Origin of the sequence: Cupriavidus sp. YAF13 (genome assembly GCF_052113425.1) — a bacterium.
GTDB lineage: Bacteria > Pseudomonadota > Gammaproteobacteria > Burkholderiales > Burkholderiaceae > Cupriavidus.
This window is the reverse complement of the sequence record NZ_JBFRDD010000084.1, coordinates 1-23,062: the sequence shown is the minus strand read 5'-3', so window position 1 is coordinate 23,062 and position 23,062 is coordinate 1. Positions and strand designations below refer to the sequence as shown.

The 23,062-nt window shown below is 60.6% G+C and carries 17 protein-coding genes and 1 pseudogene; 9 read left to right on the top strand and 9 right to left on the bottom strand.

The window, feature by feature from the left end; genetic code table 11:
• Nucleotides 1–341: 341 nt before the first annotated feature.
• Genes AB4061_RS37995 through AB4061_RS37980 form a run of 4 tightly spaced genes read right to left on the bottom strand, consistent with a single transcriptional unit; the run spans nt 342 to nt 5,043 of the window.
• Nucleotides 342–1,790: an efflux transporter outer membrane subunit gene (locus tag AB4061_RS37995; protein WP_441641247.1), complete on the bottom strand. Its 1,449-nt coding sequence runs from the start codon at nt 1,788–1,790 to the stop codon at nt 342–344.
• Nucleotides 1,787–2,713, bottom strand: coding sequence for an HlyD family efflux transporter periplasmic adaptor subunit (locus AB4061_RS37990; RefSeq protein ID WP_441641246.1), 927 nt, complete (start codon nt 2,711–2,713; stop codon nt 1,787–1,789). The genes AB4061_RS37995 and AB4061_RS37990 overlap by 4 nt, the downstream gene beginning before the upstream one ends.
• 1 nt (nt 2,714) lies before the next feature.
• Entirely contained in the window at nt 2,715–2,918 is a 204-nt protein-coding gene (locus tag AB4061_RS37985) for a DUF1656 domain-containing protein (RefSeq protein WP_441641245.1), read from the bottom strand.
• A 4-nt stretch (nt 2,919–2,922) separates the two neighbouring features.
• Complete coding sequence (locus tag AB4061_RS37980) at nt 2,923–5,043, bottom strand: FUSC family protein (protein WP_441641244.1); 2,121 nt, start codon at nt 5,041–5,043, stop codon at nt 2,923–2,925.
• Nucleotides 5,044–5,118: 75 nt separating this feature from the next.
• Here AB4061_RS37980 and AB4061_RS37975 point away from each other — a divergent pair, with 75 nt between their 5' ends.
• Nucleotides 5,119–5,952 carry an AraC family transcriptional regulator gene (locus tag AB4061_RS37975; protein WP_441641243.1) on the top strand — a complete coding sequence of 278 codons (834 nt, stop codon included), beginning with the start codon at nt 5,119–5,121 and terminating at the stop codon, nt 5,950–5,952.
• Nucleotides 5,953–6,214: 262 nt separating this feature from the next.
• On the opposite strand, the pseudogene AB4061_RS37970 reads toward AB4061_RS37975, so the two are convergent.
• Nucleotides 6,215–7,141: pseudogene (locus AB4061_RS37970) on the bottom strand (ISNCY family transposase); the annotation flags it as partial.
• A 384-nt stretch (nt 7,142–7,525) separates the two neighbouring features.
• Between AB4061_RS37970 and AB4061_RS37965 the strand changes: the two are divergent.
• The gene (locus AB4061_RS37965; protein WP_441641242.1) at nt 7,526–7,867 is read left to right on the top strand and encodes a YciI family protein; all 342 of its coding nucleotides are present in this window, start codon (nt 7,526–7,528) and stop codon (nt 7,865–7,867) included.
• Between the two features lie 173 nt (nt 7,868–8,040).
• Here the strand turns inward: AB4061_RS37965 and AB4061_RS37960 are convergent, their stop codons facing one another.
• The 3 genes from AB4061_RS37960 to AB4061_RS37950 all read right to left on the bottom strand — a co-directional run bounded on the left by AB4061_RS37960 (nt 8,041) and on the right by AB4061_RS37950 (nt 10,553).
• Nucleotides 8,041–8,847 (bottom strand): methylenetetrahydrofolate reductase, encoded by an 807-nt coding sequence (locus AB4061_RS37960; RefSeq protein WP_441641241.1) that lies wholly within the window; start codon nt 8,845–8,847, stop codon nt 8,041–8,043.
• A 123-nt stretch (nt 8,848–8,970) separates the two neighbouring features.
• Nucleotides 8,971–9,639 (bottom strand): epoxyqueuosine reductase QueH, encoded by a 669-nt coding sequence (locus AB4061_RS37955; protein WP_441641240.1) that lies wholly within the window; start codon nt 9,637–9,639, stop codon nt 8,971–8,973.
• Nucleotides 9,639–10,553 carry a LysR family transcriptional regulator gene (locus AB4061_RS37950; RefSeq protein WP_441641239.1) on the bottom strand — a complete coding sequence of 305 codons (915 nt, stop codon included), beginning with the start codon at nt 10,551–10,553 and terminating at the stop codon, nt 9,639–9,641. Before AB4061_RS37950 ends, AB4061_RS37955 begins: the two co-directional genes overlap by 1 nt.
• A gap of 151 nt (nt 10,554–10,704) precedes the next feature.
• Between AB4061_RS37950 and msuE the strand changes: the two genes are divergently transcribed.
• From msuE to AB4061_RS37935, 3 genes are all read left to right on the top strand, one after another.
• On the top strand, nt 10,705–11,286 hold the full coding sequence (gene msuE / locus AB4061_RS37945; protein ID WP_441641248.1) for an FMN reductase: 582 nt from the start codon (nt 10,705–10,707) through the stop codon (nt 11,284–11,286).
• A 44-nt stretch (nt 11,287–11,330) separates the two neighbouring features.
• Nucleotides 11,331–12,314, top strand: a complete 984-nt coding sequence (locus AB4061_RS37940) for a DUF1852 domain-containing protein (protein ID WP_441641238.1) — start codon at nt 11,331–11,333, stop codon at nt 12,312–12,314.
• A gap of 317 nt (nt 12,315–12,631) precedes the next feature.
• Nucleotides 12,632–13,657 carry a methionine synthase gene (locus tag AB4061_RS37935; protein ID WP_441641237.1) on the top strand — a complete coding sequence of 342 codons (1,026 nt, stop codon included), beginning with the start codon at nt 12,632–12,634 and terminating at the stop codon, nt 13,655–13,657.
• A gap of 203 nt (nt 13,658–13,860) precedes the next feature.
• On the opposite strand, the gene AB4061_RS37930 is transcribed toward AB4061_RS37935, so the two are convergent.
• Nucleotides 13,861–15,168 carry a helix-turn-helix domain-containing protein gene (locus AB4061_RS37930; protein ID WP_441641236.1) on the bottom strand — a complete coding sequence of 436 codons (1,308 nt, stop codon included), beginning with the start codon at nt 15,166–15,168 and terminating at the stop codon, nt 13,861–13,863.
• A gap of 17 nt (nt 15,169–15,185) precedes the next feature.
• Between AB4061_RS37930 and AB4061_RS37925 the strand changes: the two genes are divergently transcribed.
• The 4 genes from AB4061_RS37925 to AB4061_RS37910 form a co-directional block, all read left to right on the top strand.
• Nucleotides 15,186–15,386 (top strand): integrase, encoded by a 201-nt coding sequence (locus AB4061_RS37925; protein ID WP_441641235.1) that lies wholly within the window; start codon nt 15,186–15,188, stop codon nt 15,384–15,386.
• Between the two features lie 1,820 nt (nt 15,387–17,206).
• Nucleotides 17,207–19,414 (top strand): type I secretion system permease/ATPase, encoded by a 2,208-nt coding sequence (locus AB4061_RS37920; protein WP_441641234.1) that lies wholly within the window; start codon nt 17,207–17,209, stop codon nt 19,412–19,414.
• The gene (locus tag AB4061_RS37915) at nt 19,398–20,822 is read left to right on the top strand and encodes an HlyD family type I secretion periplasmic adaptor subunit (RefSeq protein WP_441641233.1); all 1,425 of its coding nucleotides are present in this window, start codon (nt 19,398–19,400) and stop codon (nt 20,820–20,822) included. The genes AB4061_RS37920 and AB4061_RS37915 overlap by 17 nt, the downstream gene beginning before the upstream one ends.
• 366 nt (nt 20,823–21,188) lie before the next feature.
• Nucleotides 21,189–23,062, top strand: a 1,874-nt coding sequence (locus tag AB4061_RS37910; RefSeq protein WP_441641232.1) for an Ig-like domain repeat protein, incomplete at its 3' end; no start/stop codon positions are given.

The window sequence follows — 23,062 nt, the reverse complement described above, 5'->3', positions numbered from 1 at the left end:
TTTGCCGGAGGTGCGCCGTCAACTGAAAAACTTTGAGCGCATGAAKATCCTGTTGGATCGCTGGATCGACCTATCGATGGAGTTGTCAACTTTGCGGCTGGCCAAAACCGGGGACTGAGCTACCGGAAGAACTTGGCACTGTCCAGTTATTAAATCATCGGGGTTCAACGCTGACTAGGTCGGCATTCGCGGAGCGACGGGCGCTCGCCCGTCACCTGCGGGCGTGGATCTGGCCGACGACGGGATCCGCGAAGTGACATCACAGCGTTGGTATTGGCGCATTGAAATGGCATGGAGCAGAGCGTTTAGCGTGCGAGAATATTGAGCGCCTATCAGGGCGCTCATTTGAGCGGCTCATTGGAGTTGGCTGGAGGCGGCTCTCTCCAGCCACCACCCAAGGCGAGAAACAGTTCTATCTGCCGATCAATCAGCTGGGCGCGAGACGACGCGAGGCTAGACTCAACGTTTGCCAAGGCGCTTTCAGCTGAAAGCACATCGATGAAGCTAGTCCGCCCGAAGCGAAAGAGGCGATTGGCTTGGTCGCTTGCATCCTCTGCGTCGCCCCGAGCCTGCACGAGGCTTCGTTCGCGGTTGATCTCCTGTGAGTAGGCGGATAGTGAGGATTCCGTTTGCTTGAGAGCTTGAAGAACGCTTCCATCAAATTCCGCGAGCGCGGCATCCGCGGCTGCACTGGCCTGTGCGATACGTGCCTTCACTGCGGTACGGTTAGGCATGTTCCAGGACATAAGCGGCCCGATACTGCCACCGAAATTGGAGCTGGAGATTGCGCTAAATTGGCCTGCGAATCCTGCGGAGCCACCAATGCTTACCTGTGGATATAGCTGGGCAGTCTCAACACCAAGAGTGGCGGTCATTACAGCAAGGTTTCGCTCGGCCCTTCGAATATCCGGCCGGCGCTGGATCAACTGCCACCCATCTCCAATCGGTAGGGGGCGCTTGAGTTCGGGGGGCTGAAGGCAGTCTTCCAGCTCTTTTGGATAGTCTGCGGGAAGACGCCCCATCAGTGCTGCAAGTTCGAGCAAGGCCGTTTGTCGGGTGGCCACAATGGCCGGGATAGCCGCTTCACTTTCATTCGCGGCCGCGCGAGCCCTGCTCACGTCAAACGCTGTTCCTCGGCCACCGGCAGCCAGCCTTCGAGTGACCTCCAGCGTTTCACGCTGTACATCTAGTACGTGTCTCGTTGCGGCTAAGGTACGGTTTGCTGAACAGGCACTGGCATAGGCGCGCGTCACGGCCGCCGCTACTACCACCCGAACTTGATCGCGTGCAGCCTGTGCGGCCTCGGCATTTGCGCTTGCGGCTTCGATGCCCCGCCGAATTCCACCGGCGAGATCCAGCGGTAGGGACAGACTCATTCCGAGAACATAGGTGTATGGAGCGCCTGGCTTGGCTAATGTGTACCCTCCCACGCGAGCGGCCGCAGCGCTTGTCGTCATGTCCGTTTGGATCGAGCGCGCCGCCTCGGTTTCCCGCACCACCGCTGACGCCTGACGAATGTTCGCGTCCGCCGCGCGCAACTCGGTGTTTGCTCTCAACGCCTCTCGGACAAATGCACTCAGTCGGGGATCGTCATAGAGATTCCACCATTGGTCTGGAAGCGACGCTTGCGAATAGGCCGCATTGCGACCGCCGACAAAGTTCTGCTGCGCGGCGGGGGCGAGCGCGGCGGCGCTATCAGGAACACGGTAGTTCGGCCCGGCCACGCAACCGAAAAGCCCAAGAAGGAATGGCGGAACGAGAAATGCGGAGCGAAAGGCCTTCCCCGTCACTTGCAGCTCCCGGAGGACGCTGAATCGATCCTCACAGTGGCCGTACGACCTGCGATGAACAGGGTGTCCGTGGGCATCTTGTCTATATGTATCCGTACGGGAATCCGCTGCGCTAGTCTTACCCAGGAGAAGGTGGGCTGGACAGCCGGTAGGAGATTGTGTGTATTCGATCGTTGATCGTCTGCGATACCGGCAGCGATGCTGGCGACGTGACCTACAAGGTCGTCTTCCTCCCCCATCAGGCGCACGGTGGCCTTGTCTCCGACTCTAAGGCACCGTAGCTTGGTCTCTTCAAAATAGCCTTCAACTCTGATCGAATCAGTATCGACGAGAGCCATCGCTTGAGCGCCAACAGGCAGAAAGTCGCCGGAATGCAGGTCGAGGTTTGTGACGATCCCATCAACAGACGCGTGGACCTCGGTGCGCTGAATGTTGAGTAGTGCGACCTCTCGTGCGAGGAGCGTCGCATTGCTTGAGGCGTTGGCCTGTGCCAATGCCGCAAGTGCAGTTTCCACTTTCGCTACGCTTTGTTCGTGTGTTTCGGTTGCAACTAGGTTGCCGAGCGCTATGTCACGTTTGGCTTCGCGGCGAGCTAGTTCGAGATTGGCCGTTGCACTCTGGATGTTGGCCTTGGCACTCTGGATGGCAGCATTGGCTTGCCCGAGAGCGGCCTTGTGACGGGGGCCGTCCAAGATAAAAAGGAGTTGTCCGGCGCGAACCCGTTCATTGTCGTGAACGAGGACTTTCGTGACAAGTCCGCCGATATCTGACGAGACGCGAACGACGTCCGCACGGACATGGCCATCGCGAGTCCACGGATCTTTTTCGTGACGTTTCCAAACCGAGAGCGCGACAACGATCGCCACGGCGACAAGGAGGAGCGTGGCAGCCCAACGCCCCAGTAAACCAAGCGAATGCTTCATATCAATTTGCATACACGAACCACACCGACAGACCAAGCCAGATCGAACAAAGAGAAATGTTGACGAGCGGCGGAGAGACGAAAATCCGATAGAGGCCAAGGGCCGCTAGTAGCCGGGATGACAGCGCCATCAGTACGAAGGCAACGCAGGTCGAGACCAAAAGCCGTGGCAGGAAAACCCCGCCAATTGAGATGTCGCTGAGCATCGGGTTAGGATTCGGTTGAGTTTGCACGCGACGACAAGTCACGGCGAAGGGCGGAGAGAAGAGAGAGAGCCTTCTTGCGCACAGGGTTCGCTTCAACTGCCACTGCCACCATCACGGCGTCTAGCCGTCCGAGGAGAGCATCAATTCGCGTAGCCTTGCGCGTCTGAAAGTACTCCGCGAGTTCGTTCAGGAGTGCAGCAAGGCGAGACTTGACCTCTCGGTTCTGCAGTTGCTTTTCGAGTACCCAAAGTTCGCCGGCAGTGTTCCCAGTTCGCACGTCGGCAAGTGCTTGGCGCAGGAGGTCGTTGGAGTCGCTAGTTCCGGTCAACCGCGGGACGAGCAGGCCGACGCGATCCACCATGCGGCTAGTCCAGCGGTCGATCTCGGAGGGTCGTCCAATGCCCACTCGACGCCCAACATCGCGCCTGATCGCTCTCATGATCCTGCCGGTGACATGTTCAGTTCCCATCGTTTGAAACTGGCGGAGACTGATTACAGCCATCCCGGAGCCGATCAGGAGGGCCAGTGAGCCGTTGGCCGCAGATGAGAAATCGGAAGCATTGGTTGGCCCGAGCCCGGCAATTACGGGGAAGGTCAACACGACGCCCAACGCGGCAAAGGCGTATAGCGGCTTGGCTAGCAGGCATCCGCTCGCGAGCAAGGTGGGTGCAAGGACGGCAGCCAGCGTAACGAAGTCCGTTGCGCGGGGGAGGACGGCAAAGCCGTAGACGAAGCCGACTGCGACTCCGACAATTGAGCCGATCGTGTAGCGCGTGAAACTGCCGACAGGCTGATCGCTTGTCCCAAAGAGCGCACACGCCACGCCTACGAGCGAAACGGCGGTAGCGCCATCAGGCCACGCTGTCCATATCCAGAGCGCGCAGCTGACCGTTATCCCGATAGCGGCGCCAATGGCGCTGCGCGCGGCTAGCCAGTAGTCACGATGTAGAGCGTAGCCACTGTTTGGGCCGAGCAGCCGTTCGGGCAGGTCGCGCATCCATTGCGGCCGGGGGGACTTCAGTCGCTGCTCCAACACACGGCAATCCTGGTGGGCGAGTACTAGTTCGGCAAGGTCTGAGGCCAGATTCTCGATGAGGAGATCGCGCCAAGTGGGCGGACTGGATTTGACTGCAAGGTCTGAGCGCAGGCGCTTTGTCAGCCCATTTGTCGTCGTTGGATCGCGCATGCTGCCGGGTGTGTCCAGCCAAGACCGCACCTGCTCAGATAACACAAGGAGTTGCGCTGGCACGCCATGCTGAGAGGCGTGGAGTTCCGCCAGGCCATCGTCGATGGCACCGGACAGCGACAACACCGTTAATAGTCGCTCGTGCAGCGTCCGCAGAATTTGAACTTGTACGGAACCATCCCCGCTTTCAAAGGGCAAGTGCGTGGATAGTTGGTGCAGATCCAGCATGTCCACAGCGGCCCGGGCCCGGTCCTTTACAAGTACGGAGTTCCGTGCATTTCCTAGCATGTGGCGCGTCCATTGCTCAGAATCGGCGAGAATGCCGGCAACGCGCGCTTGCACTCGGCGTGCAACCCTGCGAGGCAGGATCAGAGCGTGGATCAGCGTCGCGCACAGAATGCCGATCGAGATTTCTTGAACGCGAACACTGGCGATCGTGAAGATCCCGCCAGGATTCATGAGGTATGGAAATCCAATCAGGCTTGTGGTGTACCCGGAGAGTTGAAAAGCGTAGGCGCGCGGCGTCCGGTCAAGGCGGGCGATGTACAGACAGATCCCGATCCACGACGCCAGCACCATACTGAGAGCGATTGGCTCGTTGACAAAGGTTGGCACCAGGAACACGGTGGCTGCCGCACCCATCACCGTTCCGAGAAGTCGGAACAGTCCTCGGCTGACCGACATGCCGGAAAACGGCTGCGAGACCAAATAGACGGTTCCAAGCGCCCAGAATGGGCGTGTCAATCCGATCCGAAATGACAGGTAGAGAGCGAGCATCGCGGCAGCGAAGCACTTGAGCGAAAAGAGCACCGCCTCCAGTTCAGGTTTGAGGGCCTGGGGCGCATAGGCCCATCGGAAAGGATCGCGCAGCGTCCAACGTCGCGGATCTTTCCGAGATGTATCCGGAGTTGGGATATGGTCGGGATTTGACTTGTGCATGACACACACTGTGCCCGCATCCTCTCCGCCAGAATTTCGCTAGAATGCCAACATATATCTAAAATTTGCCAAACTGTGGATCGCACCCTTTCTTTCCCGGGGTCTCAAGACCCCGACGATACCAACCGGCCGGTGGTGGCGCTTCGCATGAACGTGCTTGAGCATGCAGGGGAAATCCCAGTGCACCAGCACAGAAAGGGACAGTTGGTGTTGGCACTGCATGGGGCCGTGACCTGTCAGGTGGAGGGTGCCTTTTGGATCGTGCCACCGCAGTGCGGCGTCTGGATTCCCGGAAATATGCTGCACAGCAATCGTGCCACCCCGAACGCCCGACTTTGTTACCTTTTTGCGGAACCAGGCATCGTGGCTTTGCCGACACACTGCTGCACTTTGTCCATTTCACCCATGGTGCGAGAGATGATTTTGCATCTGGCGGGAGTTTCCCTGGATTACGAGCAAGGCGGCCATACGGACCATCTTGCACGCGTGTTGTTGGACGAATTAGCGCTGATGCCGGTGGAACGTCTCTATCTGCCCACTTCTGAGCATCCGAAGATCCGCCAGATGGCGGACGCGTTGCACGCCAATCCAGGGGATCGAAGTACGATTTCTCAATGGGCGAAACGTTTGGCGATGAGCGATCGCTCTTTGTCCCGGCTTGTGCTCAAGGAAACAGGGCTTACGTTTGGTAGATGGCGACAGCAATTACATCTACTTGTCGCCGTACGTGAACTTGCAGGTGGCGCATCAGTGCAGCGAGTATCCGATGACCTCGGTTACGAATCAGTCACCGCTTTCATCACCATGTTTAAGAAAGCGCTGGGACATCCGCCAGGTCGCTATTTCGCGGCGCTCACGCGCAGCCAATCCGAGTCTGCGCAAATGTCGAAGGCTCAGTCTTCGGCATAAAAATCAGGCTGGCATACTGAAATGATCATCTGCTGCAGCGGTGTCCGTTTTCATTACCGGGGTATTGGAGGCGGCACTTGCTATTGGGTGACAACGGACGTCGCAAAATCTGCTATAAAAGTCAAGTTCGGGAAGGCATTGACGGCTCAAGGGAACATGGTAACGTTCAAGCGTTAAGTCAACACCGACGTCGAATCCGCGATAGGCGGCCTCTATGGGGGTCGCAATTTCGCTATTCCTACCCGAAACCTGCTTCTGCGCTGCCCTGGTCCTCGTCAACGCGCAGCGGCCGGTGGGCATCGAAGTCGCTGCGCGGCGGCTTGGCGAAGCGGGCATTGAAGTCGGCCATGAAGGCTGGCGCAAAGGCATTGGCGATTGGCATGGTGCTGAGGCCGCGCAGCCGCAGTTCCTTGACCAGCCGGTCCTGCAGGGTGCCATTCATCCGCTCCACGCGGCCCTTGGCCGGGCTGGAATTGGCGCACAGGATGTCGATGTTCAGCTCGAACAGGGCGCGCCCGAACTGCGTGTAGCCACGCCCCTCGGCGGCATCCTTGGCATTGACCCGGAAAATGCCCGCCTTGTCGCTGTAGAACGCCAGCGGCTTGCCGTGGCGCTCGACATAGGCCCGCGTCGCCTCGAAGTACGCCGGCGTCGATTCGGTCGGCACGAACAGCAGCTGCATCATCTGGCTGGTGGCATCGTCGACATAGACCAGCAGTGTGCAGGCCGGCGCCCGCTCCTCGAACCAGGCATGGTCGCTGCCGTCGATCTGCACCAGTTCGCCCAGGCAGGCACGGCGAGTCCTCGGCTGATGGACCTTGGGCGGGCGCAGCTTGCGCGGCACCCAGAAGCCGGCGTCGATCATGATCCGGCGCACCGTCTCCGTGGCCAGGTCGATGCCATGGCGCTCGCGCAGCTTCTCGGCAGCCAGGGTCGGGCCGAAATCGGCATAGCTGTCGCGGATCAGGCCGCGCACGCGCGCTTCCAGACCTGGCGGCAGTTGCCGATTGCTATCACGGCCGCGCTTGCGGGAGGTCAGGCCGCTGGGCCCGTCTTCCTGCAAACGCAGCACCAGGCGCCGGACATGGCGCGCGCTGATGCCCAGGCGTTCCGCCGCGCGCCAACGCGCCAAACGTCCATCCAACACGGCCTGAATGGCCTTAAGCCGGTCCAGTTCACGTATGCTCATGGTTGATCGTGTCCGGTCGGCCCATGGTCGCGCTCCTGGGTGGCTTGCAGGCCGCCAGCATGGCAGGATCCGAGCCGGGGGTACGACATTTGAACTTAACCCAAGGGGGGTGCGGGCCCAGGTCCCCAAAATGGTCACTTATCGACCTGGCGCTGTCGTCCGAGTCCGGCCAGGAGCGGTCAATCACTTAGCCGCTTCGCGCCCCGATAGCAGTCCGTCCTGCGAGCTGCACACCGCCAAGACGCCTAACCGCATTACGTGGGTATAGATCGTCTGCGTGGCTGCGTCCGCACGGCCTAGTAGTTCTTGCATCGTGCGGAGTACATCGCCCCATAACACGTTAGACATCACGAACAGCACCGACCTCAACCGAAGGACCGAACAATGACGAAATACCTTATCTCCTTTCCTGGAAGGGCGATGGCAATCCCCGACGAGGACCTTGCCGCCGTGGGCGAAGCTGCGCGCGAGGTGATACGCGAGGCGAAGGCTGCAGGCGTGTACGTGTTCGGTGGTGGTATCAACGAGGATGTCGCACCACTCATGGTCGCCTCAGACGGCGCGTTCACAAACGAAACCTATCCCCAGACGAAGGAGTTCGACGGCGGCCTCTGTGTTCTGGAGCTCCCGTCGCGCGAAGCCGCCATCCAGTGGGCTGCAAAGATCGCCAAAGCTTGCCGCTGCTCGCAGGAACTCCGCGAGTTTGGGTACGACCCAGAGAGCTGACGGGTGGAGCCCGTATCCACGGCGATCGCCAGGCGATCGGCGAGCTTCCGCGTTCGGCCAGCAGCGGTCATAGGCTGACCGGCCTGGCATTGCTCGATTCAGGTACCCCGCCGGGGGAGCAGTTCGGTACGAAAACTGTACTGCTCTATCCATCTCACCGACTGTGCGACACCTCAGAATGGAAAGAAATGCAGGCTTACCTTTCCATGTGCCTCTGTTAGGCCGGTGGCCAGACGATCAACAAAAAGATCCGGCCCCGCCGAGCCGAACAGCTTGCCGATGGAGACGCCGTACGTGGACCAGATCGAAGCGCATGCGCTGACGCCGCACAAGGCGGCATAGCGTGCCAGCACCGCGATGCTTGCAGGGCCAGGCACGCCCACACGCACTGGATGTTCAATGCCCCGCTCGCGCAAGGCTTGCAACCACGCCAACACGATGTCTGCATCAAATGCAAACTGCGTGACGATCAAGGGCGTCATGCCGCGTCGTTCGATGCTGTGGCGCTTGCGTTCTAGAACCTCCCACCGATCGGTCATGCTCATGACCGGATGGCCTTCTGGATGGCCACCCACGCCGACCACCTTGATGCCCGATCCCTCGAAAACGCCTGTTTCAATCAGCGAGGCGCTGTCGGAACACGGCCCCATCGGAGTGAGCGGATCTCCTGCGATCACGAAGCAGTGCTCGACGCCAGCCTCAGCGACCGCTCGCTTGACGAGCGAATCAAGCGCAGCAAGCGAGGCGATACGACGTGCAGACAAGTGCGGCATGGGCTCAAAGCCGAGCCTGCGCGCGGCCTGCGCTGCGGCCAGTCGCGCATCGTCGTCCTCACGTGGAAGGTAGGGAATGGAAATTGTTGATGCGGGCAAGATTCGCGGCGCTGCTGCAGTCAATGCAGGAATGTCTTTTGCGCTTACTTCTAGCGAATAGGCATCGGTGATGATGTTGCCAGCGAGCCTGGGTTCTTCGGGATGCATCAAGGGTCTTGCCATACTTGGCGAATCTTGGGGAAACTCCGACGCGCCAGGTCTGATTGAGCACGCTAGAAGCCATTGAACAATTCTGAATGCCCCCGAGGGTGCACTCCGCTACAAGGCACATCAGTCTTTTGCTGGTGCCTCGTCGCCGTAGAACATCACGCCCAGTTGGATGCGCTCGCGACCACTTTCCACCCTGTGCCGGTTCGTGTCGCGCAGCGAGTAGACGCATCCGCAATACTCCTGCTGGTAGAAGTTCTCGCGTTTGCTGATCTCGATCATGCGCGCGGAGCCACCGCCTTTGCGCCAGTTGTATTCCCAGTAAGTCAGGCCAGGGTACTTCGCTGCGGCACGCACGCCGCAGTCATTGATCTGCTGCATGTTCTTCCAGCGCGAGATGCCCAACGAGCTGGTAATCACCGGAAAGCCGTGCTCGTGTGCGTACAGCGCAGTGCGCTCAAAGCGCATGTCGAAGCACATGGTGCAGCGCACACCGCGCTCGGGCTCGTGCTCCATGCCCCGGGCCCGTTCGAACCAGTTGTCCCGATCGTAATCCGCATCGATGAAGGGCACGCCGAACTGCTCTGCAAAGCGGATGTTCTCGTTCTTGCGCAGCTCGTATTCCTTGAGTGGGTGAATGTTGGGGTTGTAGAAGAAAATCGTGTAGTCGATACCCGAAGCGAGCATGGCCTCCATGACTTCACCCGAGCAGGGTGCGCAACAGGAGTGCAGTAACACCTTGTTGTGGCCACCGGGCAATGGAAGCGGTTCGCGTTCGACGGTGGTGCTCATCAGTTGGCTCCTTGTGCAACGGTGATGGTGGGGGCAGGCTGGCGTGCCAGCTCGATGAAGGCCCTTACGTAGTCGATGCCAGTATCTGCCTCGCGTGCCCCCAGGAAGATCTGCTTGGCGATTCCGCGTGCGCCCAGCCGCACGGGCACCACGTCCATTTTGGCCGCGTATTCCTCGACCAGCCATCGCGGTAGCGCGGCCACACCGCGCCCGCTGGCCACCATTTGCAGCATGATGTCGGTGGTTTCGATGGCTTTATGGCGCCTGGGTGTGACACCGGCTGGCAACAGGAACTGGTTGTAGATGTCCAGGCGCTCGATGTCCACGGGGTAGCTGATGAGCACCTCCTGGGTCAGTTGCTGGGGCTTCACATAGGTCGCAGAAGCCAGCGCATGGCCTCTGGGCACGACAAGCACCTGCTCGTAGTCGAACACTGGTTCGAACTTCAGCCCCGGCTTGAACAGTGGGTCAGGCGTAACCAGCAGGTCGATCTCGTAGCCGAAGAGCGCGCCGATCCCTCCAAACTGGAATTTCTGCTTGACGTCCACCTCCACATCGGGCCATGCAGCCAGATAGGGAGAAACCACTTTGAGCAGCCACTGGTAGCAAGGGTGGCATTCCATACCGATCCGCAGCGCTCCGCGTTCGCCCTGCGCAAATTGGCCCAGGCGCTCTTCGGCCAGGTCCAGTTGCGGCAGCACTCGGTTCGCCACCGCCAGCAGGTACTGACCGGCCTGTGTCAGTCGCAGACTTCGCCCTTCGCGTAGCCAGACGTCGGTGCCCAGTTGCTGCTCCAGCTTTTTCATGCTGTGGCTTAGAGCCGATTGGGTCAGATTCAGCACGCCAGCGGCGGCCGTCAACGACCCTTGTTTCTCGACCTGCTGAACGATGCTGAGGTGAATACGCTCAAGCATTTGTATGACTCATATTCATGGATTTATGAAATAAAACCATTTTACATCATGGATCGCCGCCGGTAGCATCCTCCCCATTGGCGCATGGGCCAAGCATCTGCAACTGTTGCAGGTGGTTTGCGTGATCCTTGAGCGCCGAATGAAAGCAAAAATGACACATCCACTCCGTGTAGTAGCGGTTTCCGGTGGACTGCAACGCCCCTCCAAGTCCGCATTCCTGGCAGAGCACCTGCTGGACCTGATCGCCGGCGAAGTCCCATGCCAACAGCGCCTGATTGAAATGGGAGAGATTGCACCTCTGCTTGCTGGCGCGGTCTGGAGGTCCCAACTATCCGACATGGTGGAGCAGGAACTTGCAGCGGTCGAGCACGCTGACGTGCTGGTTGTGGTAACCCCGGTTTTCCGCGGCTCCTACACGGGACTGTTCAAGCACTTCTTCGACTTCATTCATCAGGACGCCCTGATCGACAAGCCCGTCCTGTTGGCTGCCACCGGCGGCAGCGAGCGCCACGCCTTGGTGATCGACCACCAACTGCGGCCGCTGTTCAGCTTCTTCCAGGCACGCACGTTGCCGTTGGGGATCTACGCGACCGATAAGGATTTCGTGGACTACTGTCTGCAGGACGAGGCCGTGATCGAGCGGGCCAGACTCGCTGTTCAACGAGCATTGCCGTTGGTCGCATTGGCGCGCCAGGCCAGGCCCTCTCTGGCCGAGGAAGTGGTTGTGGCCTGAAACAAGAATCGTTTATTTCTCAGAAATTAGGTCACTAGATCGCAATGAACAACGAACTTACCTTTAAACTTAAGAGCATTTGTTTCGATGAAAACTATCGCCCATCGGACAGCACGCGCATAACCACCAACTTTGCCAACCTGGCCCGGGGAAAGAGTCGGCAGCAGAACCTACGCAACACGCTGAGGATGATTGACAATCGCTTCAACGCCCTGGCGAATTGGGACAATCCGACGGGAGATCGCTACTCTGTCGAACTCGAGATCATCTCCGTTGAGATGACTATTGACACCACGAGCAGCAATGATGTATTTCCGTTGATCGAGATACTGAAAACCAGCATTCTCGACAAGAAAACGAACAAACGCATTGACGGCATCGCGGGGAACAATTTCTCCTCCTACGTGCGCGATTACGATTTCAGTGTCTTACTTCCAGAGCACAACGTCAATCGACAGGATTTCAGCACACCAGACAATTTTGGCGACCTGCATGGAAAACTGTTCAAGCAATTTGCTAACTCAAGCACTTACAAGGAGTGCTTCAACAAGCCGCCTGTCATCTGTATCAGCGCCTCGACCAGCAAGACCTATCAGCGGACCGGGAACCAGCACCCCATATTGGGTGTCGAGTACCAACAGAATGAGCTGTCCTCGACCGACCAATACTTCGCAAAGATGGGGATGCGGGTTCGATTTTTCATGCCTCCGAATGGCGTCGCACCGTTGGCTTTCTACTTTCACGGCGACCTGCTAGGTGACTACACGAATCTCGAGTTGATCGGCACCATCAGCACAATGGAAACCTTCCAGAAGATTTATCGCCCAGAAATTTACAACGCCAATTCTGCAGCAGGGAAACTCTATCAACCGAGCCTGAAGAACCAGGATTACTCGTTGACGCAAATTGTCTATGACCGGGAAGAACGCAGCCAGTTGGCTGTCAAACAGGGAAAATTTGCGGAGGAGCACTTCATCAAGCCGTACAAGGGCGTCCTTGAGCAGTGGGCTGCCAATTCCTCGCTCTGACCCGCCCAAATACACAGGCCATTCTTCATGAAGAAGCTATTGGGTAGCTCGACAATCATGTCTGTCTCGCCCTCGCCACTTCGCCTCTACGATAAGACAGTGTGTCCATGTCTGAGTTGGGTTGGCGAACAGCGCGGACTTATTCCGACACCTCGTTGACCAAGCTCGCCGGAGCGAATATCACTGTGTCGCGGTACTCGCATCGGCGCTGCTTGCCGTCATGTCCCACATAACACGCCATCCTGTGGCTGCTTCGGCAAAAAAACGGTCCCGAAGCACGCTCGTCACACCCATCATTGTTTGAAAGGAATCCTCAGATGTTTGAAACCTCCATTGCCGGCAGCCTGCCGAAGCCCGCCTGGCTGGCTGAAACCAACAAGCTCTGGCCTCAGTGGAAGGCTGAAGGCGATGCACTTCGCCAGGCCAAGGCCGATGCGACCCTGCTGTGGATCAAGGCCCAGGAAGACGCCGGCCTGGACATCGTGTGCGACGGCGAGCAATCGCGACAGCACTTCGTGCACGGTTTCCTTGAGCAGGTTGAGGGCATCGACTTCGAGAACAAGGTGAAGATGGGCATCCGCGACAACCGCTATGACGCGATGGTGCCGCAGGTGGTGTCGGCTCTGCGCCTGAAGGGCCGAGTACATGCCTTCGAGGCGCAGCTGGCGCGAGCGCACACGAAGAAGAAGCTGAAATTCACCCTGCCCGGCCCGATGACCCTCGTCGACACCGTAGCGGACCGCTTCTACGGCGACAAGGTCAAGATGGCCTTCGCTTTGGCCGAGTTGCTCAACCAGGAGGCCCTGGCGCTTCAGGCTGACGGCGTAGACATCATCCAGTTCGACGAACCCGCCTTCAATGTCTACATGAAGGACGCCGCCGACTGGGGCGTGCAGGCGCTCGAGCGCGCGGCTCATGGCTTGACCTGTACAACGGCCGTGCACATCTGCTACGGCTATGGCATTAAGGCCAATACCGACTGGAAGAGTACCCTGGGCGACGAATGGCGCCAGTATGAGGCGGTGTTCCCCGCACTTGCCCGCAGCAGCATCGATCAGGTAAGCCTGGAATGTATCCACTCCCATGTGCCGCCTGACCTGATGAGCCTGCTGGTCGGCAAGGACGTGCTGGTCGGCGTGATCGATGTGGCCAGCGACGTGATCGAGACACCCGAGGAAGTGGCTGACACCATCGGCCGAGCGCTGGAGTTCGTGCCGAAGGAGCGGCTGTTCCCGTGCACGAATTGCGGCCTGGCGCCGATGGCGCGGGACGTGGCGTGGCGCAAGCTGGAAGCACTGGCAGCAGGCACAAGGCTGGCAAAGGAGCGACTCACCACGGCGTGACGCACAGTCGGTCGTTGCGCCCAGTCATCTTGGTCGCGCCGTCGGTGGCGTGACACATCCCGCGCATACTGAGTCGACCAGCTTTTCCAAGATTGCTTGACGTCTCAAGGACTATCGCGCGTTACGTATGGCTGCAATGGGTTGGCAACTGCCATCGGGTAGTGTCCCGCCCGGCGTCTGCAATCGAGTGGCTAACGGCCAGACTAGGGCAGGGGCGTCCCCTTGATGGCCCGATCAAGATCCAGCCGGTTGAGCAGTCGCTGCCGCTTCACGTTCAGCGGCGGATTGTGCGGCCGCGGCGGCTCGCCTTGCATCGTGTGCGAGGGACCGGCCCGGTGACGGTCGTCGCGCAACGCCTGCACCTGGGCGACGATGTCCAGGACATGCCCGAGCCGCTTGTTCTCGACGATGGCGCCCTGGTCGATCTCGGAGAGCCGGTGATAGGTCGTGTAGGGCAGGGAAGTGCCATCGGCCCACAGCTCGACGTGTCCGTCCGGGTAGTCAGCTACCTCTATATAGCGGTGGATGAGGCGCCGGTGCTCGGGCAGGTCCTCCAGCAGGTACATTACCTTGTCGTACTGCAGTGTGAGGCTCTGCGACACCTTGCGCCATTCGCGCCAGCTGAAGATCCATTCCAGATCCTCGTCGCCACGCAACTGCCGGTGCGCATCGAAGTCGCTCCGTGGCACCTTGGCAAAGCGGGCATTGAAGTCCTCCATGAAGGTTGGGGCATAGGCGTTGGCGGTCGCCATGCTCGAAATGCCGCGCAGGCGCAGTTCCTTCACCAGGCAGTCCTGCAGCGTGCTGTTCATCCGTTCGAGGCGGCCCTTGGCCTGGCTGGAGTTGGCGCACAGGATGTCGATGTTCAGCTCGAGCAGTGGTCGACCGAACTGCGTATAGCCCCGGCCCTCGGCATTGGTCTTGGCGGCCAATCGGAAGACGCTGAACTTGTCCGAATAGAACGCCTGCGGCTTGCCGTGGCGCTCGATGTAGGCCCGGGTGGCGTCATCGACGTAGACCAGCAGCGTGCACGCCGACGCGCGGTCCTCGAACCAGCGGTGGTCGCTGCCGTCGATCTGCACCAGCTCGCCCAGGCAGGCGCGCCGGTTGCGCGGCTGGTACACCTTGGGCGGGCGCTGCCGGCGCGGCACCCAGAAGCCTGTGTCGATCATGATCCGGCGCACGCATTCCGGCGAGATCTCGATGCCATGGCGCTCGCGCAGCTTCTCGCAAGCCAGCGTCGGGCCGAAGTCGGCGTAACTGTCACGGATCAGACCGCGGACACGGGATTCCAAACCTGGTGGCAGTTGGTTGTGGCCCGGCTGTCCCCATTTACGGGAGACGAGGCCTTGCGGGCCGTCCTGCCGATACCGGTGCACCAGCCGCTCGACCTGGCGCTTGGAGATCCCAAGCTTCTCGGCGGCACGCCAGACCATCAGGCCGTCCTCGAGGACGGAGATCAGGCTTGATCGCGATGTCAGAGCTTGATTGACAAGCGAATCTCGCCACACGTTGTGCGTCAGCGGCCATGCAACTGCAGCAGGCGGGCGTCGATATCAGCCTTATCGCCCTCTGGCTCGGGCACGAGAGCATCGAAACAACTCACGTCTACATCGACGCCGATCTGGCCGCAAAGGAACGGGCTCTTGAGAAACTGGCGCCAGCCGAAGCAGCTACGTTCCGGTTCAAACCTTCCGACAGCGTGCTCGCCTTCCTGCGGCAGTTCTGATTATGCGCAGTCTCGTCGCCGGCATTGCAGCGCGCCTGCGATCGTTGGTCGACGAGTTGGGCAAAACCGGCGACTGTGCCTAAACGGCTTTATGCTCTGCAGAGCATAAGGCCCCCTAGCTGTGCTGCCACTCCCATCGCGTCGCCATCGCCAACCAGCGCCTGCAGACCTTCGACGGCGACGCGGCACCTTCCAGTAGAAGGACTACAAGCATGGGGCCACAAGACGGACCATGACATCTGCAGCCTCGATGGGATCAGCGCAACCCGTCCTTAGCAAGATCTTGCGGCTTGCCGGACGCGGCAGCCGGCCCCAAAGCCATGTTGTTGCATTTCCATCGTCGCCGTCTCAAGTCCACCGCGCATCGACTTCGCCGACCATCGTGCCAGGTCCGACGGGCCATGTGTCTCATGAATGAAACAAAAATGTGTGGCTAGTTTCACGCCCCCTCAGCCATGCTTTGCTCGTCCATTAGATCGATGCTTCTCGACTACCCCGCCTCGGCAAAAAGGGGGTGGGCCTACTTGGGCTAGGCCTTTTAGCTAGCGCAGGCGCCTATAAGCTGCAATCGATACGGGTATACCCTTCCACTTAACACGGCAACGCGAACTATCTTTCTCGCCACAAACGCCGATCCAGTTTCACCGTTGCAACCAAATGCAACACGGTGTGCCTGCCTCTTGCCACCACACCACCTGGTCCCAAAGCATCGGTGACATCACTGAATACGCCTGCTAGGTGCAGGGCAGCCGAGCACATTGCAGATACTCACTAGTAACAACGAAGAAACACTATGACTCAAAATCTTACAAATTTTTGGGGAACAATTTAGTTGCGCCATATAAATCAATAGGTTGTGGGTGATGGCATGCTCCTCGCTCTGATATCGGTTACAAAATGAAGTGTGACCTCATCTAGATACATCACGGGAGCAGTCGGACAAGCGATGTGGTCGATCGCGTTCGAAGGTTCACCGAGTAACCACTTAACAGATGAATTGCAGGTCGTGCATTGCAGGGGGTCGGCGCAGAGCCAGCGCAACTAACTTTATATCCAATGGCCCACGCCTAGCCGGTGTCGTGTCTTCTGCGAGCTCCGGTGCAGCGATCACAAGCAGTTTGCAGCAAATTTCAGGCGCGGACCGGTTCCTGAGGGAGTCAGAATTGGTCCGTGGCACCTACAAAGGCACGCAAGCCGCAGCAAGCGGCAACGCGCCAGGTGAGAACTCACCGGTCGGTTCGCCGACAGGCATGGTCCCTGAGGATCGGTGGAATCGAAAGGTCCGCCTTGTCACGCCGTGCCCCGGGGAGAGATCGATCCTGTATCGACCACACTCCGGACCCGTTCGGGACAATCCGGATCAATCGGTTTGACCTGAGTCGGCAATCTCGGCTCGAAACCCGTACCCGACCTTCAGCGGGTGCTTTTGCTTCGCGAAGATCTGCAACACAAGGCTCGTGATCTGCTTTTGTCTGGCGATCCCGAGGCGGGTGTTTCCTGGTCGCTTCTAAGTTCAAAGCGCTTTTGGAAGAGCTTTGATCTCGCTGCAATTTACGTCCGCTCGAACGCCCCGCAGGGGCGCGGGCGCCCAAACGAGGGGCTTTGATTTTTTGAGATTTCCTGTTCTCCTGTGCTCGGCGGATCGTGTTTGGCCCAAAGCGCGGGAGATGTGCGAGATGGAAGGTGGCGGAGCCCTTATTTGGGCGTGCGCGAGATGCCGGGGGGCGATCATGCGAGATACCGGGGATTCTGTTGTCAAAATGCTGGCGGCCTTGGCGCTGCCAATTTTTTGCGACCCAGACTCAGTCGGGGTGCTGTAAATGCACCGCGCCGAGTCACCAGTTCAGCCCACAACCGAGCAGGGGGCTGCATCGCCGCAGCGGCCATGGGACCTGCCGCCTTCGTCTGGTCCGGACGACGATCCCTTGCTCGGCTGTCTTCTGGTGCTGGCCAAAATGTTCAATCGGCCAGTGTCGGCCGACGCGCTGACTGCGGGCCTGCCGCTGGTTGAGCATCGCCTCACGCCTGATCTGTTCGTACGCGCCGCGGCCCGAGCCGGCCTGTCCGCCAAGCTGGCCAAGCGGCCCTTGCACGCCATCTCCGATCTGGTGCTGCCCGCCGTCTTGCTGTTGCAAGGCCGGCAGGCGTGCGTGCTCGTACGCAGGGGTGCCGGCACGCGCGCGCAGCTCGTGATGCCGGAGTCCGGTGCGGGAGAGAGCGAGATCGGCCTGGAAGAGTTGGAGCGGCGCTATATGGGCTACGTGTTGTTCGCACGGCCCGCTTACCGCTTCGAGGAGGGCACCGCACAGAGCGCGGTGCCCCGTCCGCGCCACTGGTTCTGGGGCGTGGTAGCGCAATCCTGGCCGGTCTTTGGCGAGGTCCTGATCGCATCACTGCTGATCAGTGTGTTTGCCCTCGTCATGCCACTGTTCACCATGAATGTGTATGACCGGGTAGTACCGAACCATGCCATGGAAACACTGTGGGCGTTGACCATCGGCGTGATGCTGGTGGTGGGCTTCGATGTGCTTATCCGCACCTTGCGCGGCTACTATATCGACATAGCTGGCAAGAAGATCGACGTGATCCTGTCGACCAATATCTTCGAGAAAGTGCTCGGCATCCAGATGGCCGCGCGCCCCCCATCGGTCGGCGGATTTGCCAACAACCTGCAGGAATTCGAGGCGGTACGCGAGTTTTTCACCTCCGCCACCATCACGGCTCTGATCGACGTGCCGTTCGTGGTGTTCTTTATCTTGACAATATTCTGGGTGGGCGGCGGCCTTGGCTGGGCGCCGGTGATTGCCCTTCCCTTGGTCGTCGGTGCCGGGCTGGTCTTGCAAGGGCCGCTTGCGCGGGCCATCCAGGCAAATCAACGTTGTGCGGGCCAGCGGCAGGCGATGTTGATCGAGACGCTGGTAGGCCTGGAGACCATCAAGACGATGGGTGCCGAAGGGCCGACGCAGGGCAAGTGGGAGCAGGTGCTCGGCCAGATCTCCAGGCTGGGTCTCAAGACCCGCTTCCTGTCGGCCTGCATCGTCAACTTTGCGGCTTTCGCGCAGCAGGCGGCCTACCTTGCCGTGGTGGTGTTCGGAGTCTACCTCATTGTCGATGACAAGCTCACCACCGGCGGGCTGATTGCCTGCACTACCCTGACCGGCAGGGCGCTGGCGCCGATGTCCCAGGTGGCGGCGCTATTGACCCGCTATCATCAATCCCGCGCCGCGCTGGCTTCGATCGACCGCTTGATGAATTTGCCGGTGGAGCGCCCGCTTGGCAAACCGTTCGTGCATCGCCCCAGGGTGCGGGGCGACATTGTATTCAGGAGTGTCCGTTTCGCCTATCCGGGCCGGAGTGGTGCGGCCCTCGACGACGTTTCATTCAGTATCGCGGCGGGCGAGCGGGTGGGCCTTATCGGCCGTATCGGCTCAGGCAAGACCACTATCGAAAAACTTGTTCTGGGACTGTACCCGCCTGACTCGGGATCTGTGCTGATAGACGGCACGGAATTGCGCCAGTTTGATCCGGCCGCACTGCGGCGCGATATCGGCTACGTGCCACAGGACATCGTGCTGTTCAATGGCAGCGTGCGCGAAAACATCGTGCTGGGCGCGCCCTTCGCGGACGACGCGGCGGTGCTGCGCGCGGCGCAGATCGCGGGTGTCACCGAATTCGTCAATGGGTCGCCGAACGGCTTCGATCTGCCGGTGGGCGAGCGCGGTGAAAGCCTGTCTGGCGGGCAACGGCAGGCTATCGCCATCGCCCGGGCTGAGCTTCTCGCGCCACCGGTGCTGCTACTGGACGAGCCGAGCAGCGCGATGGACAACCGCTCGGAGGAACTGCTCAAGGCCAGGCTTGCGGCCCAGCTTGGTGGCCGCACCCTGCTGCTGGTCACACACCGCGCATCATTGCTCAGCCTGGTCGATCGTCTGATCGTGATGGATCACGGCCGCGTTGTTGCCGACGGCCCCCGGGACGCGGTACTGGCGGCTCTTGCAGGGAGGACGCTCCATGTCGCAGCCGCTTGAATCGCCGTGCACTGACAAGCCACCGGCAGGCCGGGGTGAACGCAAAGGGTGGCTCGGTCGAATTGTCGCGGCGCTCACACCGCGTGCGGACGATACCGAGTTCATGCGGGAAAGCAGCGCGGTGATCATGGAAGGGCCGCGCCATTTCACCCACTGGATCCTCTGGTCGACGTTCGCCTTTCTCATTCTGGCGCTCACTTGGGCCGCCTTGGCCAAGGTGGATGAAGTGACGGTAGGGGAGGGCAAAGTCATTCCATCCAGCCAGGTTCAGACGGTGCAGAACCCCGATGGCGGAGTGGTTTCGGAGATCCTGGTCCGGGTGGGCGAGATCGTGCAGAAAAACCAGCCGTTGATGCGCATCGACGACACCCGCTTCAGTGCCTCGTACAAGGAGGGCCAGGCGAAGGATGACGTCCTGATTGCCAGAATGGCGCGCCTGGCAGCCGAGGCCGGCGGCACACCCTTCGTCACGACGCGCCAACCGGGCGGGAAGGAAAGCGTGAAGTTCGTTGCCGAAGAGCAGAGCCTGTTCGAGTCCCGCCAACGGGAATTGCAGGCCAGCCTGGCCGTGCTGCGGCAACAGGCCGACCAACGCCGGCAGGAACTCGCGGAGAAGCGCTCGCGCGAGGCGCAATTGCAGCACAGCTACACGCTGGTTGCGAAGGAGCTGGCCATGACCCGCCCACTTGCCCAGAAGGGCGTCGTTTCCGACGTGGAGCTGCTGAGGCTGGAACGGGAGGCCAATGACCTGGCGGGCGAGCTCAGCGTGACCAGGCTGGCGCTGCCGCGGCTGGATGCCGCATACCGCGAAGTGCGCCAGAAGATCGACGAAATGAGCGCGCACTTTCGCGCCGACGCAATGCGGGACCTCAACCAGGCGCGCGCCGAGCAGGCCGCGCTGAGCGCTGCTAACACCGCACTGGAAGACCGGGTCGTACACGCCATTGTACGGGCCCCGGTGGCGGGCGTCGTCAAGCAGATCAAGATCAACACTGTGGGGGGCGTGGTCCAGCCGGGCATGGAGCTCATGGAGATCGTGCCGCTGGATGACACACTGCTGATCGAAGCGCGTGTGCGCCCCGCGGACGTCGCCTTTCTGCATCCTGGTCAGGAGGCGACAGTCAAACTGTCGGCCTACGACTATTCCATCTTCGGTGGTTTTCCCGCCACGCTCGAACATATCAGCGCCGATACGCTGACTCCGGAAAAACCGGGTGAAAAACCCGAAGCCTACTATCGGATCCTGGTGCGCACCAGGCAAAACAGGTCGAGCGGGCAGAGCGGACCCGTTCCGATCCTACCCGGCATGGTCGCCACCGTTGACATCCGAACAGGCCAGAAGACCGTACTGCATTATTTGCTCAAACCGATCATTAAAACCAAAGACACGGCGCTGCGTGAGCGTTAGCCGTATTGCCGACAAGAATTGATAGCTGCCTTGCCCACGATGCCGGGCGCTTCAAGGGAAACAAGCATGGTCGCCATTACCGCTACTCCCGGTAACAACATACTGATTGCCACGCATCACGATGAGGCGGCAGATGGCGATCACTCCTCGGCTCTGCAAGCCCTTGTGGTGCTCGGGGAATTGCTTTGCGATTGCGTTGGCCTGCCAATCTGGAAGGGTTACCCGCATCGAGTCGATTCTACTGAAGGTCCGTGTCCTGCGTTCGCAGGCACGGAGGGTCCGCGCATCAGGTTGGGGACGCAATGTGCCAGTTCAGCGGCAGGGCGCTTTCATTTCTGAATCCCGGCAACGCTCACGGAGCACGTCATGGCTACGAACACAAACGGTACTTCGACTTCCATCTCCAACACGCCGCAAGCGACGGACGACGTGTTTACCGCGGCCATGACTGGCCTCACGGATAACTCGCTAGGCACGGTTTACCTGAGCGTCATGGCTAATGATCTCGGGGGGGCAGCTAAGACGCTCTACTCGATCGATGCCGGTAACGAGACGACTATCGCCTTGGAGCAAGCCGCGCTTTTGACCCAGGACACGGCCAGGACGGAGGCGCTAAGCACAGATCACAGCGATCGCGGCGCGCACATCTGGATTACGTCGGATGGAAAAGTCGGCTACGACGCGCGCACACTGGATCCAGCCTGGCTCTCCAGTAGCTACCGCGACCTCGGGTACGCAACGGACAGCTTTACGTACGCCATCCGGCTCGGCAATGGAACCCTCAGTTGGGCCACCGCATACGTGGAAATCGCCCCCCCCAGACCCGGGGTGACCCTCGCGCATGACAGCGGTACATCAAGCACGGACAATATCACCAGGGATGGCACGCTATGCCTGAGTGGGATCGCGCACGGCGCGACGGTCCAGTACAGCATCGACGGCGGCGCACACTGGAATAATAGTTTTAGCTCGGCGGAGGGTATGAACAACCTGCAGGTGCGCCAGATCGACGTGAACGGCAACATCTCATCGGCCACCAGCGTCACCTTTGCGCTCGACACTGGAGCGCCTGCGGTAATGTGGGCGTCCGCTACTCAGGCGGGGATCGAGGGCTCGTCGATCGCGCTGGGCACGCTCTCGGCGGCGGCGTTCGGCCCCGGCAACAGTGTGGCCTCGCTAGTGGTCAGCGCGATCCCGGCCGGCGCCACGCTAAGCGATGGCGCTGGTGGTCATAGCTTCACCGCTTCGGCCGGCCACACCGCGGTCGATGTCCACAGCTGGACGCTGGGTTCACTGACGATCACGCCAAGCAATGACGCCAACTTCACGCTGAGCGTCCAGGTAACTGACACGGCCGGCAATATGTCCGCCGCAACCGAGGCGGTGACGGTCAATCCGCTGGCGCCGACCCTGGCGCCGGTGGCCGAGAGCGGGGTCGAGGGCGCTGCGATCGCGCTGAACCTCGGCGCGACGGTCAACGGCCTGGCCGGCGACGGCAACAGCCTGGCTTCGCTGGTCGTCAGTGCGATCCCGGTCGGGGCCACGCTGAGCGACGGCGTGGGTGGTCATAGCTTCACCGCTTCGGCCGGCCACAGCGCGGTCGATGTCCATGGCTGGACGCTAGGCTCACTGACGATCACGCCGACCAACGACGCGAACTTCACGCTGAGCGTGGCGGCCACCGCCACCGACGGCGAAGGCAACCTCAGCACCACCACCACCGCGACCGAGGCGGTGACGGTCAATCCGCTGGCGCCCACCCTGGCGCCGGTAGCGGAGAGCGGGGTCGAGGGCGCGGCGATTGCGCTGAACCTGGGCGCCACGGTCAACGGCCTGGCCGGCGACAGCAATGGCCTGGCCTCGCTGCTGGTCGGCGCGATCCCGCTGGGGGCCACGTTGAGCGACGGCAGCCACAGCTTCACCGCTTCGGCTGGCCACACCGCGGTCGATGTCCATGGCTGGACATTAGGCTCACTGACGATCACGCCGACCAACGACGCCAACTTCACGCTGAGCGTGGCGGCGACCGCCACCGACGGCGAGGGCAACCTCAGCGCCACCACCACGGCCACCGAGGCGGTGACGGTCAATCCGCTGGCGCCGACCCTGGCGCCGGTGGCCGAGAGCGGAGTCGAGGGCGCGGCGATCGCGCTGAACCTCGGCGCCACGGTCAACGGCCTGACTGGCGACAGCAACAGCCTGGCCTCGCTGATGGTCAGTGCGATCCCGGTCGGGGCCAC

Bases quoted from the DNA above. Each gene is read 5' to 3' on its own strand.
- AB4061_RS37935 (WP_441641237.1), top strand. From the start codon at position 12,632: ATGTTTGAAACCTCCATTGCCGGCAGCCTGCCGAAGCCCGCCTGGCTG.
- AB4061_RS37980 (WP_441641244.1), bottom strand. From the start codon at position 5,043: ATGCACAAGTCAAATCCCGACCATATCCCAACTCCGGATACATCTCGG.
- AB4061_RS37960 (WP_441641241.1), bottom strand. From the start codon at position 8,847: ATGCATCCCGAAGAACCCAGGCTCGCTGGCAACATCATCACCGATGCC.
- AB4061_RS37925 (WP_441641235.1), top strand. From the start codon at position 15,186: ATGCAACTGCAGCAGGCGGGCGTCGATATCAGCCTTATCGCCCTCTGG.
- AB4061_RS37990 (WP_441641246.1), bottom strand. From the start codon at position 2,713: ATGAAGCATTCGCTTGGTTTACTGGGGCGTTGGGCTGCCACGCTCCTC.
- AB4061_RS37965 (WP_441641242.1), top strand. From the start codon at position 7,526: ATGACGAAATACCTTATCTCCTTTCCTGGAAGGGCGATGGCAATCCCC.
- AB4061_RS37950 (WP_441641239.1), bottom strand. From the start codon at position 10,553: ATGCTTGAGCGTATTCACCTCAGCATCGTTCAGCAGGTCGAGAAACAA.
- AB4061_RS37955 (WP_441641240.1), bottom strand. From the start codon at position 9,639: ATGAGCACCACCGTCGAACGCGAACCGCTTCCATTGCCCGGTGGCCAC.
- AB4061_RS37915 (WP_441641233.1), top strand. From the start codon at position 19,398: ATGTCGCAGCCGCTTGAATCGCCGTGCACTGACAAGCCACCGGCAGGC.
- AB4061_RS37940 (WP_441641238.1), top strand. From the start codon at position 11,331: ATGAACAACGAACTTACCTTTAAACTTAAGAGCATTTGTTTCGATGAA.
- AB4061_RS37985 (WP_441641245.1), bottom strand. From the start codon at position 2,918: ATGCTCAGCGACATCTCAATTGGCGGGGTTTTCCTGCCACGGCTTTTG.
- msuE (WP_441641248.1), top strand. From the start codon at position 10,705: ATGACACATCCACTCCGTGTAGTAGCGGTTTCCGGTGGACTGCAACGC.
- AB4061_RS37920 (WP_441641234.1), top strand. From the start codon at position 17,207: ATGCACCGCGCCGAGTCACCAGTTCAGCCCACAACCGAGCAGGGGGCT.